Source organism: Jejuia sp. G7-7 (assembly GCF_055808955.1).
This window is the reverse complement of the sequence record NZ_JBVVSZ010000002.1, coordinates 955,367-970,425: the sequence shown is the minus strand read 5'-3', so window position 1 is coordinate 970,425 and position 15,059 is coordinate 955,367. Positions and strand designations below refer to the sequence as shown.

The window sequence follows — 15,059 nt, the reverse complement described above, 5'->3', positions numbered from 1 at the left end:
CTATTTAATTTCAGCCTTAATCGTATTTATTAGCCAGTCTGGTTGATCGTACATAATAAAATGTGCTGATTCCTTCGCAAATTTTAACGTATATCCTTTAAGGCTTTTGTATTGGTCGTTATATGTCTTTTTCACGATTTCTTCACCATAAGGAAGTGTTGCCGCCAAAACAGTAACTGGTGCCTTTATTTTAGAAATACTTTCTCTTAAATCTAACTTTAACAAGTCTGTATAACCGTAAACGTAAGTATTCTTATCTGCCTTTAATATCCAATTTTTTATAACTAATTGTTTTTCTTTATTTGATGTCATTCCTAACGCCATGTTAGTGGCCATAGTATCGAAAGCTTTTTCATCCATAGCTAAGATTTGTTTATTAAAAGGATTATCATATACTATATTTTCACTCTTAAAATTAGGTATCATCAAAGCTCCAATTGAAGGTAATGCATCAACTACGATAATTTTATTGAATTTATACTTGTTTTCAGATGCCAACCACAAACTCAAGCTTCCTCCTAGGCTGTGACCAATTAAAGTTGATGTTTCTAAATGGTTTTCAAAGATGTAACTTTCAATTTCAGTCTTTATTTTTGGTAACCAAGGTGTTTCAATTGAAGCTACACCTCCAAAACCAGCAAAAGTAAAAATATGACACTCATTTGTTTTCGATAATTCTTGCACTACTTCATCCCAAACTTCTCCTGTACAAGAAAACCCTGGAAATAACAATACTGATTCTCCTTTGCCAATTACTTCTACATTAAACGCTTTACTTTTTGCATTTGAAAAAATGCTAAAAAAGATAATACTACTAAATACTAATGTTTTAATTAAATTCATGATATGTAATTTTAAATTGATTTTCTCTTTAGATTCAAAATCAATAAAATGTTACATAAATGTTTAAAATAAAAAAGCCTCACTAAAAAGTAAGGCTTCATTTGTATTTTATTAAGATGCTGAAATAAGTTCAGCATGATAACTGTAAATGTCTAGTTATTCAAAGCTTCTGCACCACCAACAATCTCTAGGATTTCGTTAGTAATAGCTGCTTGACGTGCTTTGTTATAAGTTAATTTAAGTTGATCTCTTAATTCAGTTGCGTTATCAGTTGCTTTATGCATTGCTGTCATACGTGCGCCATGCTCTGATGCAAAAGAATCTCTAATACCTTTATATAATTGAGTTTTTAACGACTTAGGAATTAACTCGTTTACAATCTCTTCTTTTGAAGGTTCAAAAATATAATCTACATTAGAATCTGATGCGTTTTCAACAGGAACAATTGGTAAAAATTGTTCGGTCATAATTATTTGAGTTGCTGCATTTTTGAATTTGTTATAAACAATTTCGATTTTATCAAAATCACCTGCAACAAATTTATCCATCAAGTCCTGAGCAATAGCAGCAACATTGTCAAACGTTAAATCGTCATAAACTGTACTGTGATTATCAATAACCTTATTTGATTTTTTAAAGGCATCATTAGCTTTCTTACCTATTGCAACATAAGACACTTCTTGGTTTGCGTAAGTCTCAGAAGTTAACACATTAACTTGCTTAATAATGTTTGAATTAAAAGCACCTGCCAAACCTCTGTTTGAAGTAATTGCAACAATCAATACTTTTTTAACTTCACGTTGTTCAGAAAATTTACCTCCAGAATCTGCATCAAGTGTCGCGCTTAAACTTTGTAAAAGTTCAGTTAACTTGTCTGCATAAGGGCGCATTGCTGTAATAGCATCTTGTGCCTTCTTTAACTTTGCAGCAGATACCATTTTCATAGCACTTGTAATCTGCATCGTTGAAGAAACGGATGATATTCTGTTACGTATTTCTTTTAAGTTAGCCATATTTTAAAATATGAAATAAAGATTCCTTTTTACAAAGGAATATTAATTATGCTTAATACTTACCTGATAAATCTTTAGCTACAGCACTTAATGTATCTGTAACTTCATCAGTTAATTTACCTGCTTTTAAAGTATCTAAAACACCTCTGTGTTTAGCGTTTAAAAATTCAATGAAATCTCTTTCAAATTCTTTTACTTTATTTACAGGAACGTCTTTTAATAAGTTTTTAGATCCAGCATAAATAATTGCTACCTGATCTTCAACTGTAAACGGATCATTTTGAGCTTGCTTTAAGATCTCAACATTACGCTTACCTTTTTCAATTACATTTAAAGTAACAGCATCTAAATCTGAACCAAACTTAGCAAACGCTTCTAATTCACGGAACTGTGCTTGGTCTAATTTTAATGTACCAGATACTTTTTTCATGGATTTAATCTGAGCGTTACCACCAACACGAGATACAGAAATACCTACGTTAATTGCTGGACGAACACCAGAGTTAAATAAATCACCATCTAAGAATATCTGTCCGTCAGTAATCGAAATTACGTTAGTTGGAATATATGCAGATACGTCACCTGCTTGAGTTTCAATAATTGGTAAAGCTGTTAGAGAACCTCCACCTTTCACTAATGGTTTTAGTGAATCAGGTAAATCGTTCATATCCTTAGCAATTTCATCATTATTGATAACCTTTGCAGAACGCTCTAATAAACGAGAGTGTAAGTAAAAAACGTCACCTGGGTACGCCTCACGTCCTGGTGGACGACGTAATAATAAAGATACCTCACGGTAAGCAACCGCTTGTTTAGATAAATCATCATAAATGATTAAAGCTGGACGACCAGTATCTCTAAAATACTCACCAATTGCAGCACCCGCCATAGGAGCGTATACTTGCATTGGAGCAGGATCTGATGCATTTGCTGCTACAATAGTAGTGTAAGCTAATGCGCCTCTTTCTTCTAATACTTTAGCAATGTTTGCTACGGTAGATGCTTTTTGACCTACAGCAACATATATACAATATACAGGCTCACCTGCATCGTAAAATTCTTTTTGATTTAAGATGGTATCAATACAAACTGTTGTTTTACCAGTTTGACGGTCACCAATAACCAACTCACGTTGTCCACGACCTACAGGAATCATTGCATCAATAGATTTGATACCTGTTTGTAATGGTTCAGTTACTGGCTCACGGAAAATAACACCAGGAGCTTTACGCTCTAGTGGCATTTCGTAAGTTTTACCAGAAATTGGTCCTTTACCATCAATAGGGTTACCTAAAGTGTCAACCACACGACCAACAATACCTTCACCAACATTAATAGAAGCAATACGTCCTGTACGTTTTACAGTTGATCCTTCACTAACTCCTATGGAAGCACCTAGTAATACAATACCAACATTGTCTTCCTCAAGGTTAAGTACAATACCTTCTAATCCGCCGTCGAATTCAACTAACTCACCATATTGTGCGTTAGACAATCCGTAAGCACGAACGATACCATCACCTACAGTAAGTACAGTTCCTACTTCATTCAATGAAGCGGATGCTTCAAATCCTGCAAGTTGTTGTTTTAAGATTGCTGATACTTCAGCTGGTTTTACTTCTGCCATCTTATTTTAATTTAATGTAAATTCTCTTTTTAATTTATTTAGTTTGTTTGAGATACTAGCATCAAATTGCTTATCTCCAACTCTTAAGATGAAACCTCCTAGGATGCTTTCATCAACTATACTTTCTAATTCAACTGTTTTACTTGTAAGTTCCTTAACCTTTGCAAGAACTTTAGCTTCTAAAGCTTTTGTTAAAGGAACTGCTGTAGTAACTTTTGCTATTTCCTTGCCGTTATGGGCATCAAATAAAACAGAATATTTGACGGCAACATCATTTAAAATATCAATTCTCTTGTTAGAGATTAAAATATCAAATAGCCCGTTACTGATTTTATTTAACTTTGGAAAAATTGCTAACAATGCTGATTTTTTTGCTTCTGTTTTAACCACAGAATTACTAAGCACATTAGCTAAATCTTCATTTTGGGCAATAGTATTGGCAATAAGCTTCATATCATCATTAACCTTATCTGCTTTTTTCTCAGAAAGGGCTAAACTTAATACTGCCTTTGCATAACGTATTGCTGCTCTTGTTCCTGCCATAATACCCTTAGTTTAAAGTTGCATCGCTCAAAAGAGACTCCACTAACTTTTCTTGCTTACCTTTATTTGACAATTCATCCTTAACGACTTTTTCAGCAATATCTATAGATAAATTAGCAACTTGCGATTTTAAATCGGCAATAGCAGCTTTCTTTTCACTTTGAATACTTGCTTGAGCTTGTGAAAGCAATTTAGCAGCTTCGGCTTGAGCTTCTCCTTTAGCATCTTCAATCATTTTGTTTTTGATATCTCTTGCTTCTTTCAACATTACTTCACGCTCTGCTCTTGCTTCTTTTAATAATTTTTGATTGTCAGCTTGAAGATTTTCCATTTCTAACTTTGCTTTTTCAGCAGAGTCTAATGCATTTTTAATACCTTCTTCCCTTTCGTTAACAGCATTTAAAATTGGTTTCCAAGCAAACTTTCTTAGTAAGAATAATAATGCTAAAAACAATACTGATTGCCAAAAAAACAACCCAATCGAAAATTCTTCTAATAACTTTTCCATAATGTATTTACTCTATTATGTTTTTAATTTTTAAATCAAAGTAATCTTGCAACCAACCGTTACAAGATTACTTCTTAAAGTGTTTAGTTTATACTGCGAATAAAGCAGCAAATCCAATACCTTCAATTAACGCAGCTGCAATAAGCATAGCAGTTTGAATCTTTCCGTATGATTCTGGTTGACGAGCGATAGCTTCCATAGCTGAACCACCAATTTTACCAATACCAATACCTACTCCAATTACTACTAAACCTGCACCTACCATTACTGGAATTTCCATAATAAATATATTTAAAAATTAATATTCAAATTAAATGCACTAGTGTGCGTGAGCCTCTTCATGATGATCGTGCTCTTCTGCAGCAAAACCAAAATAAAGTGCTGATAACATTGTGAAAATATATGCTTGTAACAATGCTACTAACAACTCGATTAAAGAAATTGCAAAGGCTAATCCAAATGATAAAGGACTACCTAACCAACTCTTAAATAAAAACATTAAACCAATTAAACTCATTAATACAATATGTCCTGCTTTAATATTTGCATACAAACGAATTAATAACGAAAAAGGCTTAATAAAAATCCCTAAAACCTCAATTGGTATTAGTATAATGTATAATGGAATTTTAGCTATCCAAGGCATAGAATCGCCTAATGGATCGAAAATATGCTTCCAATAATCTTTTGTTCCAGTAAAGTTTGTAATTAAAAACGTAATTAAAGCTAAAGCTACAGTTACAGATATACTGTTAGTTACGTTTACACCTAGTGGTGTCAATCCTAACATATTGATAAACCATACAAAGAAAAATACCGTTAATAAATACGGCATGTATTTTTTGTACTTCTTCTGGCCAATATTCGGAATTGCAATGTCATCTCTAATATACATTACAATTGGCTCGAAAAACCTTCCAACACCCTTAGCTATTCCATTATTATTTGCGTATGATTTTGCTAATCCTTTGAATAAGAAAAACATTAAAATACAAACCAAGAAAATAACAAATACGTTTTTTGTAATTGAGAAATCCAAAGGCTTTACATTAGTTGCATGATGGTGTTCATCTTCTAAAATTTCTCCATTTGGACCATCTACCTTATATATTTTAGCATGATGTTGCTTGTAATAATTACCATCAACTTCAGCAATAGTTTCCCCATGATGAAATTTTGACGATGAAAACACCTTTAATCCATTATCCCACAAGATAACTGGTAATGGAAAGCCAACATAAACATGCTCACCGTTTTCTTTTGTATAAGATGTTAAACTAAAATCGTAGGAATCTTGTAAGTGATGTTGAATATATTCCTTAATCTCCGTCTTTTTGTCCTTTTTAGTGTCCCCATGTTGGTCACTATCTTTTGCATAAGAAAAGAACGTTATAAAAAGTAAGAGTAATGTAATCGGCTTAAAAGCTATTTTTCTATGCATATCACTTAAATAATAGTGGCTTAAAAATCGGTGCAAAGGTATGTTTTTATCTCAAAAACAAAAACTATTTTGGTTTTTATTTTATGACATGTTTTTCAACTCATTAAGTAGTGGTTTCGTCCATCTTATTCAACCATTTGCTAAGGCTCATTGTTTCTAATATTAAGCCAAATGCATATGGTACAAAAAAAGCGGCAAACTCAAGTTTAGAAATAGCACCATCTAGTTTATAAAAAGGGTAAAAAACTATAAAAAAGACTGCAAATTTTAATGCACTTCCGAATAAAAATAGAAATCCTAACTGACTTTTATATTTGTTCTTTAAAAAATATAGCACTCCAAAAATAGTAATGACTAATATTAAATTAACCACATAAGAAAGTATAATTCTGTTTTCAAAAAGAGGCAACTCTAAACTATTAAGTATGAAAAGATGAATGCCAAAAACAATTATTAGTATTACAATAGCTTTTAATGAAAAACTTAAAAAAGGATTACTCATTTAATATTTAATTCGATTGAGTTGTTTTACAACAGTATATAATGAAAGTCCGACACCTAGCAATGTCATAATTATAATGAAGCCTTTATCTCCATCATTATATTTGCCATCTAACCACTTTCCTAAAATAACAAATAGATAAATAATAACACCCATTTGAATTCCAATACCCGATAAAATGGCAACGTTTTTAAGCTGTTTTCCCGGCTTCTGGTTTTTTGGGTTGGATTTGTTGTTGTCCGCCATTGTTCATTGGTTTTACCGTGCCTTTCATAACACAGGTTACGTTAAAAGTAGCTCCTGGCTCTACAGCAAGCTTACCAACAATTACTTCACCTTCTATAAACGCAGAAGATTTTAAAGTTAAAGTCCCCGATAAGGACAATTTTCCAGAAAATTTACCTTCAAAATAAGCATCTGTACCTTGTAACGTACCTTTTATAAAGCCTTCTTTTCCAACAACTAATTTTCCTGTTGTTTTTATATTGCCTTCTATAACACCATCTACTCTAAAATCGCCTTCACTATTAAAGTCTCCAACAATTTTAGTCCCTTGGGCTATAATGTTTTGGTTTGATGTATTTTCAATCATTGGTTTATCTTTTTTATTATCAGAAAACATAATGTCTTGATTTATTTAGTATTCAAATTTAAGTAAGTATCCAAATTCTTGTGAATTTGTAGTATTTGATAATTTGTAGATGACACTCGCAAAATAAGGTTCTTTTATTTTATTCTCATCTTTATCTAATAATACCTGTTTAAAAGTTTTTGCTATTTGTCCGTTTCTAAAACCATGGATTAATACAAAGGTAGTATTTGTATCATAAATATCAACAGAACTGCTTAGATTATAAAGTCTTACGTTTTTTAAAACCTCGTCTAGAGTGGTTTTAAATGTGTTAATTTTATCAGTATTATTTTTGTCAAATTTAAAAACTACTTTAAACTTCTCCGAAATACTATCGCTTACAAAATCTTTACTTTCCAGTTTTGGCAGCATTTCTTGTGCCATTTTTTGTGATTGTTGTCCTTCGGGAGTGTTAGCGTAAGTAACTGCTATGTAATTTATGGCTTTCTTGTAATCTTTGAAACCATATAAACGCCCAGTAGCAGTTGCTTTTAGTAATTCAAATTTTGGTATAATTGGATCGCCATCAAATGCTTTAATATATTCCTCGCTTTTATCAATAACTGTTTGATACTCTTGATTTAAATGAACATCATACAGTTTTTCATACAGCACAATTGGACTACCTTCGTCTTTTTCCGATACCGCATCAGGATTACTTAGTATAGCTGCATATCTACTTTCAGGGTATTTAGAAATAATTTCATCTTTAGCAATTGAAGCTTCATCATTTTCGCCTAAAACTTCATAGATTTTATACAAATTGTACTTTGAAGGTAAAATTAAACGATCTTCTGGATCACTTTCTAATAAATTTTGAAACTTCGTTTTTGCAAGATTATATTCCTTGAACTTCTCTTTATATATCAATCCTAATTGATAATAGGCATAATTGCGCTCTTTAGAAATACTATCAATTACTTTTTCTTCTGAAGGAATTTTAGAAATATAAAACTGAGGATCAAATAATTCGTCTTCTGAAGCATTTGCTGTAATATCTCCAGCTGCACTAGAATTTGCTCCTCCTGAAAGCGCCTTGATAGACCATCGCCAATTATCTCCTAAAGGTCTGTCTCCCCAAGTTTTTAAAAATTCATTTTTGCCATAAGCAACAGTAGTTGGGTTGTAAAAATAGAATAGAGTACCTTGTCCCGGAACCCCAGGTTTTCCTTGATTTGGAGCTCTAGTTCCTATTCTATTATTTACAGTAGCAAAACCTGTATTACGCTTTACTGCTTCAGCTTTTTCCTTTTCTTCTTTAGCTTTTTCTTTTAGTTTATCTACAAAATCTTCAAAATAAGATAGCTTTTCAGCATCTGATAAATTCACAAATCTTAAAATACTATCATCTACTTTCGCAACGCCTTCATAGTAAATAACATCTTCTAAATTGTCTCGCTTGCGCTTAATAACTCTGTAAGGTTTAGAGTTCAATTTTAAATTTCCAAGCGTGCTATCATAATACGCACCAGCATCTGCATACAAGCGTTTATCAAAAGTTAAATCCCCTAAAATTTCATAATTTCTAGCTTTCAACTGCTGGTCTCTAGTATTTGTTCGTAGCGATTTATTAAAGTAACGCATCCCAATCTCGATAGATTCATTTTTTAAATGATGCGCCCCAATCTGGTGGTAAATTTTGTCTAAAAACGGCCTGTTTTCTCTATTGGTTTCTAATTCTTCTAATAGTTCGGCCAACACTAACTTATCGCCATTCTCGTAATCGAAGTTTTTAACTTTTTCCAGATGTGCACTAATCATATATATTCTAGGGGTCTTTCTGTTTAATTCAATGACCTTATCAAACACAATATTCGCGCTATCTTTATAACCTAATTTATTATATAACTGCCCTTGAATAAAACGATAACGCCCACGCTCATCATTATTTTTTGTAGCATTAGATGCTATTTCTAACTGAGTAATTGCTGTATCAATTATTTTTGTGTTCAAATATGCTTGTGCTAACATAGATGTGGCATCCGCTAAATCCTGACCCTCTAAATCTTCCTGCTTTAAAAGACGTTTTAAGTTTTTAATTGCCAAATCGTCATTATCTAACCTAATATTGGTTTTTTCTCTCCAAACCTTAGCCTGATTAATTTTATCGCTCGCCGGATATTTGTATAAAATATAGTTAAACGCCTCTAGAGCAGGCACAAAACGCTGATCGAAATAACGCGCTTTACCCAAAAGTAAATATGCTTCATCCATTTGCGGATTATACTCCTTACTCTCTATATTTATACTGTGCTTCTGAATTGCTTTCGCCGCTTTTTCTTCAGCACGACTAAAGTTTTCATTTTTAGATTGTCCAGGCAAAATAACATCTTCATCAATTTGCATGCGCTCAATGGGTAAAATATCCCAATAATCGTCTTGATAACTATCATTAAGGCTACTTTTTCCTTGTTCTAAAGCAATATTTCCATTGTACAACGCATTAAACTCTGCCGTAACAGCATGAAAATTTCTACTTAAAAACTTATTTTTTTTGCGAGAACAGCTTGTTATGACAATAACAGCGAATAATATTAATGATATAGGTTTAAAATATACTTTCAACACCTTTTTTATTTGGTTTATAGATAACTACAAAGTCTTACAAATAGTATGTAAGAAGGTAAAAATAAGCATCTTTTTCGATTAACCTATAATATGTTTGGAATTTTGATTGTCTTTTGGACGTTACCCTAAAGGGTCGGGCTTTCGGCAGTCGTTACCTCTTATGGTTGGGGAGCTTCAACAAATGCCTCAATCCCTAACTTGCAATATTTGCTGGGTTTAGATTTAAAATGAAAGTTGTTTTATTTTTTGGTAAGTTCGTTTAATAGTCTTGGCTATGAGTAGCTGTGTTGTTAATACAATAATTTAGCAAAAACGGAACAAGCCAAAGGAAAATCCGCAGGATTATTCGAGTAAGAACAGAACAAGCAATTACTTATAGTCATTGTTGTACATAGTTATTTTTTAATCAGATAATTTAACTTCCAACTTTTCACGACACTATCTACTCCAGCTTCATTCAGTTCTAATGTTTCTCTTGGGTCAGTATTAAAAAAGTTCTTCCCGTTCGGGTCAAAATAGAGTCATTAATTATTTTGCTGTATATGTTCAATTGTCTTATTTTTTCATTTGGTTCTTTTATCCGAAATGCGTCCATTTCCTCGTCCAATATAAATTTCTCATTTTCTGAAGGAATTACGGTTTTCCAGACGTGAAGTATTTCATTTTCCTTAGGTTTTTCTTTCCACGATTCCCATCTATTCCCAAAAAATTCATCGTGTCTACTTTCTGCTGTCATATAGTCATCGATAATGGGAACACTTATTGATTTTCTCAGTTCGTTAGCTTTGATTCCGTAATTCAGATTCTCAATCTTTTTTCTGTTATCAAAGTAATCGTATGTAAAATAAATTCCAATAATCAGAAGTACAAATTTGAATAAATGTTTTTTTAGATTTCTCATAATTATGTACAATACAAAGATAAACTCCATTAATGACGAAGTTTATATTTTTTCTGACTAAGTCAAGTAAGATACTAATTCGCAAAATGCACTTCCAACTCCTTTAAAGTCGCTTCATTCGTAATCAAATCTTTAACCACTTTACCTTTTTCTAGCACCACAATACGTTCGCAAACATCGGTAACATGTAGTAAATCATGACTTGAAATTAAAACTGTAACGCCTTGTTTTTCAGCCAAATCTTTTACTATACTTTTTAATCTGATTTGTGTAGTTGGGTCTAAATTTGCAAAAGGTTCATCTAGAATTACAACTTCTGGATTCCCAATAAGTGCAGCTACAATGCCTGCTTTCTTTTGGTTGCCTTTACTTAAATCGCGCAAGTACTTTTTCTTCCCAAGAATTTCATCATGAAAAAAATCCTCAAATTGAGATACCAATTTGTCTACATCTGCTTTATTTTGTCCGCGTAATTCCCCAATAAAATAGAAGTATTCTTCGGGTGTTAAATACCCAATTAAAAAACTTTCGTCTATGAAAGCAGATGTAAAAGGTTTCCAATCTTCACTTTTGTTCACTTGTATATCGTGTGTAACAATATACCCAGTTGTAGGTTGAATTAAGTCCAATAATAAACTAAAATAAGTGGTTTTTCCAGCGCCGTTATTCCCCACTAAGCCAAAGCTTTGTCCTTTTGGAATGTCTAAAGCTTCAATATTTAAAACTTGATTTCCATTATATTTTTTTGATAAATTTGATGTTGTTATCATAATCTGTTGCTCTGTTAGTTTTCTTGATCGAAAGCATCAATCATTTTATATTTAGATTCTAAGTATTTACCTTTAATAAAGCGCATTATTTTTTGATGAAAAGCAATACCTAAAACACCCATTGCAATAAGTATTGTACAGGCAATTTCAAAATTTAATAACCAATTGAGAATTCCAAATATCAACATGGGTAATAGTAATAAAGGAATACCTATAAGCCATTGAACTGCGCCAGTACCCTGATAGTTAAACGCCGCTTTTTGGTCTAAATTTATCTTTTTTCGATTGAAAGAGCCTCCCCATAAAATAACATGAGTGTTCACACCAACATTATAAATGGCTGCTGCAAAATGAGCAAATAAAATTTTCCATCCAAAATACACATACGGTATACCCAATATAAACAAGATGATGACGCTCAATGCCATTAAGGTAAATTTTGACTTCAAGTATTGTTCATACTTTATATTTTGACTCATTAATAGTTTATAATAACTGCTATCCCATGCTGGTACGAATTGTCCAAAATTCATTAAAAATATCCCTGTTGAAAAAATACCAACAAAAATGTAAAACGGTATCATACCCTGAAATTTCGGGTTTGGATATATAAATAAGCCGTATAATAATCCCATTCCGAGCATCCATACCGATGATTTTGTTCGTTTATTGCGCCAAATCAATTTTAAATCTAGTTGCATAAATGGTGCTATGTCTCCAAAGCTTTTAGTCCATTCTAAATTTGAAGTATTTACCTCTTTTACTGCTGCTTTTAATCCGCTATCCAAAAAGAGCTTTTTTCTTAACAGTTTAAAATTGAAAAGGTATAACCCTATCAAAATTAAAATTGGAACAGCAATCAAATAAGGAGTATTATAAATAGCTTCAAAACCACTTGAAACAATACTAGTGAAAGATATAATGTTAAAATAATCTAATACAAACAAGCCACCTGATAGTAATATAACAGGTAAAAATGATAGTTCTGTTTTTGCCGAAAAACTTTCTATTATAAAATTTAGGTAGTTTATAATTAAGGTTGTAATTGCCAATGCAAGCATCCAAATTAGCACAGCACTAGTTAAGTAATCGTTAAATAAAAGTGTTACCCCAAATGGAATTATAGTAAATAGTGGTAAAAAATTAAAAAACGAAAATGCAGATTTGCCTAAAACAAAATTGACAACTTTCGATCTTTTAATAGGCAAGGTTAATAATGGTTTAACACTCATTACTGGTAATTTCTGAAAGAAAAATCGAAAAATTAAATCGCCCAGAATCCAATAAAACAAATAGTTGTTTACAATAATTAATGGGTCTTGTTCTGGAAAGAATTTTTTAAGCGCCGAATATAGCCCAACACCCACAAACGAGAATATTACTATTAAATAAAGTGCAAAAAATCCCATCAAGATTTTTACGCCTAGACTCTTACCAAAACTGGCAGATCTAAAAAAGATTTCCATTCTAAACTTAAGAAATACTTTGCCATTATACACTAGTTGTATTTTTGAGCAATAGCCTGTACTTCCATACCCCAACTTTGGCCCATCATCATACCTTTTTGAGCTAAAGATACTTGTTTACCTGCTAGTTTCTTTCCTAAATCTGTTTTGTAGAATTTTACTAGTTCTTGAATTTCGCTTCTTGTAAATTCAGCCATATAAAGCTCAGACATTTTATCATACAACCCAGCTAATGTTGCTTTAGCTTCTTTAGTGTAAACCGCTTTATTCTCTTCTGAAACCATGGCTCCAATTTGATTAATTGCATCATCAAAAGCTTTTGTTGCTCCTGTTAATTTAATAAACTCAATAGTTTCAGTTTTGAACTCTGAAGTATCTTGTGCTTGAATTGAAAAACCGAAGAATATGGTTAATACTAGTAGAATTTTTTTCATTTGAAATTTAATTAATGTTAACTTTTGTTGTTAGTATAAATGTTGTGATAAATGTTACAGGGTTTAAAACTTTATTTTCATTCAAATTTATTAAAACTATGATTTATTGAACAATGGAATAGTTCATTCAAACCTAAATTTAGGATTTACCAAGGCTCTCATTGTTCTTATATAATCTTCTAACTCTGCCAATTTATCAACAGTTTCTTTAGTACCCATTTCGGTAAGCTTATAATATTTACGCATTCTATTATTCACTTTTGTAAACTCTACATCTAATAAACCTTCAGCTTCCAGCTTATGCAGAGATGGATAAAGCGCACCTTCAGTTATTTGGAGTTCTCCTTTGGTGATTTCTTTAACTTTTTGCGTAATTTCATAACCATACATTTTATCATTCTCATTTAAGAGTTTTAAAATTATAGTCGTTAAACTACCTTTATACAAATTTGAGTTTTTCATTGCATTCAAATATACATAAATTTCTTATGCATAAAATAATTATGTATTATTTTTTTATTTAAAATCACCGATAAAATGTAATGGCTTTATTATTTTTGAAAAAAATCAAACATGTCTGGATTTCATAAACTTTCAATACAAAAAATTACTAGAGAAACTGATAAAGCTATAAGTCTTAGCTTTAATCTTCCCGAAAATCTTGAAGAAACCTTTAGTTTTAAAGCTGGTCAATATATTACATTAAAAACCGTAATTAACGGTAATGAAGTACGTAGAGATTATTCGTTGTGTTCCTCTCCAAAAAGTGGTGAATTAAAAGTAGCTGTTAAGGAAGTTAAGGATGGGACATTTTCAGCATATGCGAACAGCACATTAAAAGTGGGAGACAATATAGAAGTAGCGCCCCCGAAAGGACGTTTTACTTTTGAGCCTAACGATAAGAAAACTAAAAACATAGCAGCATTTTCTGCTGGAAGTGGTATAACTCCTGTTTTAAGCATCATTAAATGTGCCTTAGAAGAGGAAGTGCATAGTAAAGTAATTTTGGTTTATGGAAATAAATCCACTAAAGATACCATGTTTTTGAATGAGCTTTTGGAGCTTCAACATCAATATAAAGATCGTTTTTCAATTCAATTTGTTTTTAGTCAAACAGATGAAGATAATGCCATATTTGGACGTATAGAGAAAAGCACCGTTAATTACGTGATGAAAAATCAGCACAAACACCTTGAAGTTGATGCCTTTTATTTGTGCGGCCCAGAACCCATGATTCATACAGTAAAGGATGTTTTGACAGGGCATGGAATTGAAAAAGACCGTATCCATTTTGAATTATTTAAAGCAGCCAAACCTGCCGAAATCAAACAGGAAACAGCTACAGTTTCAGGGAAAACAAAAATTACAGTAATCGTTGACGATGAAGAAACTTCTTTTGAAATGTCTGCAAAACAAACCATTCTAGAAGCTGCATTAGATGAAGATCTTGATGCACCATATTCATGTCAAGGTGGTATTTGTAGTAGTTGCTTAGCAAAAATTAAAGAAGGTGAAGCAACTATGCGTCAAAACAATATTTTAACAGAAAGTGAAATTGCTGAAGGTTTAATTTTGACCTGTCAAGCACATCCTTCTACTCCGAAAATTGTGGTTGATTACGATGATGTATAGTGTTAATTTCATTTTTTTGATATTTGAATACTAACCAGTATTTTTTTCTTTAAAAACACATATTTTTCTTTCAATTTAAACTCATTTGCTTAATTTTTAGTATTAATTTGTTACAATACTTTCTAATAAAAAATGTTTAAAAAATTTTAAATATGAAACAATTTTTATATTTGAAAATTA

At 31.7% G+C, this 15,059-nt stretch carries 17 protein-coding genes; 1 reads left to right on the top strand and 16 read right to left on the bottom strand.

Annotation, left to right across the window (positions count from 1 at the left end; all coding sequences use genetic code 11):
- From AC0L5U_RS14575 to AC0L5U_RS14500, 16 genes are all read right to left on the bottom strand, one after another.
- Window positions 1-843, bottom strand: coding sequence for an alpha/beta fold hydrolase (locus AC0L5U_RS14575; RefSeq protein ID WP_473417173.1), 843 nt, complete (start codon window positions 841-843; stop codon window positions 1-3).
- A gap of 152 nt (window positions 844-995) precedes the next feature.
- Window positions 996-1,856: an ATP synthase F1 subunit gamma gene (atpG, locus tag AC0L5U_RS14570; RefSeq protein ID WP_473417172.1), complete on the bottom strand. Its 861-nt coding sequence runs from the start codon at window positions 1,854-1,856 to the stop codon at window positions 996-998.
- 52 nt (window positions 1,857-1,908) lie between these two features.
- On the bottom strand, window positions 1,909-3,483 hold the full coding sequence (atpA, locus tag AC0L5U_RS14565; RefSeq protein ID WP_473417171.1) for a F0F1 ATP synthase subunit alpha: 1,575 nt from the start codon (window positions 3,481-3,483) through the stop codon (window positions 1,909-1,911).
- 6 nt (window positions 3,484-3,489) lie between these two features.
- Complete coding sequence (gene atpH / locus AC0L5U_RS14560) at window positions 3,490-4,026, bottom strand: ATP synthase F1 subunit delta (protein ID WP_473417169.1); 537 nt, start codon at window positions 4,024-4,026, stop codon at window positions 3,490-3,492.
- Between the two features lie 7 nt (window positions 4,027-4,033).
- Window positions 4,034-4,534 (bottom strand): F0F1 ATP synthase subunit B, encoded by a 501-nt coding sequence (locus AC0L5U_RS14555; protein ID WP_473417167.1) that lies wholly within the window; start codon window positions 4,532-4,534, stop codon window positions 4,034-4,036.
- 88 nt (window positions 4,535-4,622) lie between these two features.
- On the bottom strand, window positions 4,623-4,814 hold the full coding sequence (atpE, locus tag AC0L5U_RS14550; protein ID WP_033959615.1) for an ATP synthase F0 subunit C: 192 nt from the start codon (window positions 4,812-4,814) through the stop codon (window positions 4,623-4,625).
- 39 nt (window positions 4,815-4,853) lie between these two features.
- Entirely contained in the window at window positions 4,854-5,975 is a 1,122-nt protein-coding gene (gene atpB / locus AC0L5U_RS14545) for a F0F1 ATP synthase subunit A (RefSeq protein ID WP_473417165.1), read from the bottom strand.
- A gap of 103 nt (window positions 5,976-6,078) precedes the next feature.
- Window positions 6,079-6,477, bottom strand: coding sequence for a DUF6168 family protein (locus tag AC0L5U_RS14540; protein WP_473417162.1), 399 nt, complete (start codon window positions 6,475-6,477; stop codon window positions 6,079-6,081).
- The gene (locus tag AC0L5U_RS14535) at window positions 6,478-6,723 is read right to left on the bottom strand and encodes an AtpZ/AtpI family protein (RefSeq protein WP_473417160.1); all 246 of its coding nucleotides are present in this window, start codon (window positions 6,721-6,723) and stop codon (window positions 6,478-6,480) included.
- On the bottom strand, window positions 6,668-7,099 hold the full coding sequence (locus AC0L5U_RS14530) for a bactofilin family protein (RefSeq protein ID WP_473417158.1): 432 nt from the start codon (window positions 7,097-7,099) through the stop codon (window positions 6,668-6,670). The genes AC0L5U_RS14535 and AC0L5U_RS14530 overlap by 56 nt, the downstream gene beginning before the upstream one ends.
- A 15-nt stretch (window positions 7,100-7,114) precedes the next feature.
- Window positions 7,115-9,673, bottom strand: coding sequence for a type IX secretion system periplasmic lipoprotein PorW/SprE (porW, locus tag AC0L5U_RS14525; RefSeq protein ID WP_473417157.1), 2,559 nt, complete (start codon window positions 9,671-9,673; stop codon window positions 7,115-7,117).
- Between the two features lie 466 nt (window positions 9,674-10,139).
- Window positions 10,140-10,577, bottom strand: a complete 438-nt coding sequence (locus tag AC0L5U_RS14520) for a hypothetical protein (RefSeq protein WP_473417156.1) — start codon at window positions 10,575-10,577, stop codon at window positions 10,140-10,142.
- 74 nt (window positions 10,578-10,651) lie between these two features.
- The gene (locus AC0L5U_RS14515; RefSeq protein ID WP_473417154.1) at window positions 10,652-11,347 is read right to left on the bottom strand and encodes an ABC transporter ATP-binding protein; all 696 of its coding nucleotides are present in this window, start codon (window positions 11,345-11,347) and stop codon (window positions 10,652-10,654) included.
- A 14-nt stretch (window positions 11,348-11,361) separates the two neighbouring features.
- Window positions 11,362-12,756, bottom strand: coding sequence for a DUF5687 family protein (locus AC0L5U_RS14510; RefSeq protein WP_473417153.1), 1,395 nt, complete (start codon window positions 12,754-12,756; stop codon window positions 11,362-11,364).
- Window positions 12,757-12,845: 89 nt separating this feature from the next.
- Window positions 12,846-13,247 carry a DUF2059 domain-containing protein gene (locus tag AC0L5U_RS14505; protein WP_473417152.1) on the bottom strand — a complete coding sequence of 134 codons (402 nt, stop codon included), beginning with the start codon at window positions 13,245-13,247 and terminating at the stop codon, window positions 12,846-12,848.
- 123 nt (window positions 13,248-13,370) lie between these two features.
- Window positions 13,371-13,709 (bottom strand): PadR family transcriptional regulator, encoded by a 339-nt coding sequence (locus tag AC0L5U_RS14500; protein ID WP_473417150.1) that lies wholly within the window; start codon window positions 13,707-13,709, stop codon window positions 13,371-13,373.
- 111 nt (window positions 13,710-13,820) lie between these two features.
- Between AC0L5U_RS14500 and AC0L5U_RS14495 the strand changes: the two genes are divergently transcribed.
- Window positions 13,821-14,879 carry a 2Fe-2S iron-sulfur cluster-binding protein gene (locus AC0L5U_RS14495; protein WP_473417149.1) on the top strand — a complete coding sequence of 353 codons (1,059 nt, stop codon included), beginning with the start codon at window positions 13,821-13,823 and terminating at the stop codon, window positions 14,877-14,879.
- Window positions 14,880-15,059: the final 180 nt, after the last annotated feature.

Bases quoted from the DNA above. Each gene is read 5' to 3' on its own strand.
- AC0L5U_RS14505 (WP_473417152.1), bottom strand. From the start codon at position 13,247: ATGAAAAAAATTCTACTAGTATTAACCATATTCTTCGGTTTTTCAATT.
- AC0L5U_RS14515 (WP_473417154.1), bottom strand. From the start codon at position 11,347: ATGATAACAACATCAAATTTATCAAAAAAATATAATGGAAATCAAGTT.
- AC0L5U_RS14555 (WP_473417167.1), bottom strand. From the start codon at position 4,534: ATGGAAAAGTTATTAGAAGAATTTTCGATTGGGTTGTTTTTTTGGCAA.
- atpE (WP_033959615.1), bottom strand. From the start codon at position 4,814: ATGGAAATTCCAGTAATGGTAGGTGCAGGTTTAGTAGTAATTGGAGTA.
- atpG (WP_473417172.1), bottom strand. From the start codon at position 1,856: ATGGCTAACTTAAAAGAAATACGTAACAGAATATCATCCGTTTCTTCA.
- AC0L5U_RS14520 (WP_473417156.1), bottom strand. From the start codon at position 10,577: ATGAGAAATCTAAAAAAACATTTATTCAAATTTGTACTTCTGATTATT.
- AC0L5U_RS14500 (WP_473417150.1), bottom strand. From the start codon at position 13,709: ATGAAAAACTCAAATTTGTATAAAGGTAGTTTAACGACTATAATTTTA.
- AC0L5U_RS14510 (WP_473417153.1), bottom strand. From the start codon at position 12,756: ATGGGATTTTTTGCACTTTATTTAATAGTAATATTCTCGTTTGTGGGT.
- AC0L5U_RS14575 (WP_473417173.1), bottom strand. From the start codon at position 843: ATGAATTTAATTAAAACATTAGTATTTAGTAGTATTATCTTTTTTAGC.
- AC0L5U_RS14530 (WP_473417158.1), bottom strand. From the start codon at position 7,099: ATGTTTTCTGATAATAAAAAAGATAAACCAATGATTGAAAATACATCA.
- AC0L5U_RS14495 (WP_473417149.1), top strand. From the start codon at position 13,821: ATGTCTGGATTTCATAAACTTTCAATACAAAAAATTACTAGAGAAACT.
- AC0L5U_RS14535 (WP_473417160.1), bottom strand. From the start codon at position 6,723: ATGGCGGACAACAACAAATCCAACCCAAAAAACCAGAAGCCGGGAAAA.
- atpA (WP_473417171.1), bottom strand. From the start codon at position 3,483: ATGGCAGAAGTAAAACCAGCTGAAGTATCAGCAATCTTAAAACAACAA.
- AC0L5U_RS14540 (WP_473417162.1), bottom strand. From the start codon at position 6,477: ATGAGTAATCCTTTTTTAAGTTTTTCATTAAAAGCTATTGTAATACTA.
- atpH (WP_473417169.1), bottom strand. From the start codon at position 4,026: ATGGCAGGAACAAGAGCAGCAATACGTTATGCAAAGGCAGTATTAAGT.
- atpB (WP_473417165.1), bottom strand. From the start codon at position 5,975: ATGCATAGAAAAATAGCTTTTAAGCCGATTACATTACTCTTACTTTTT.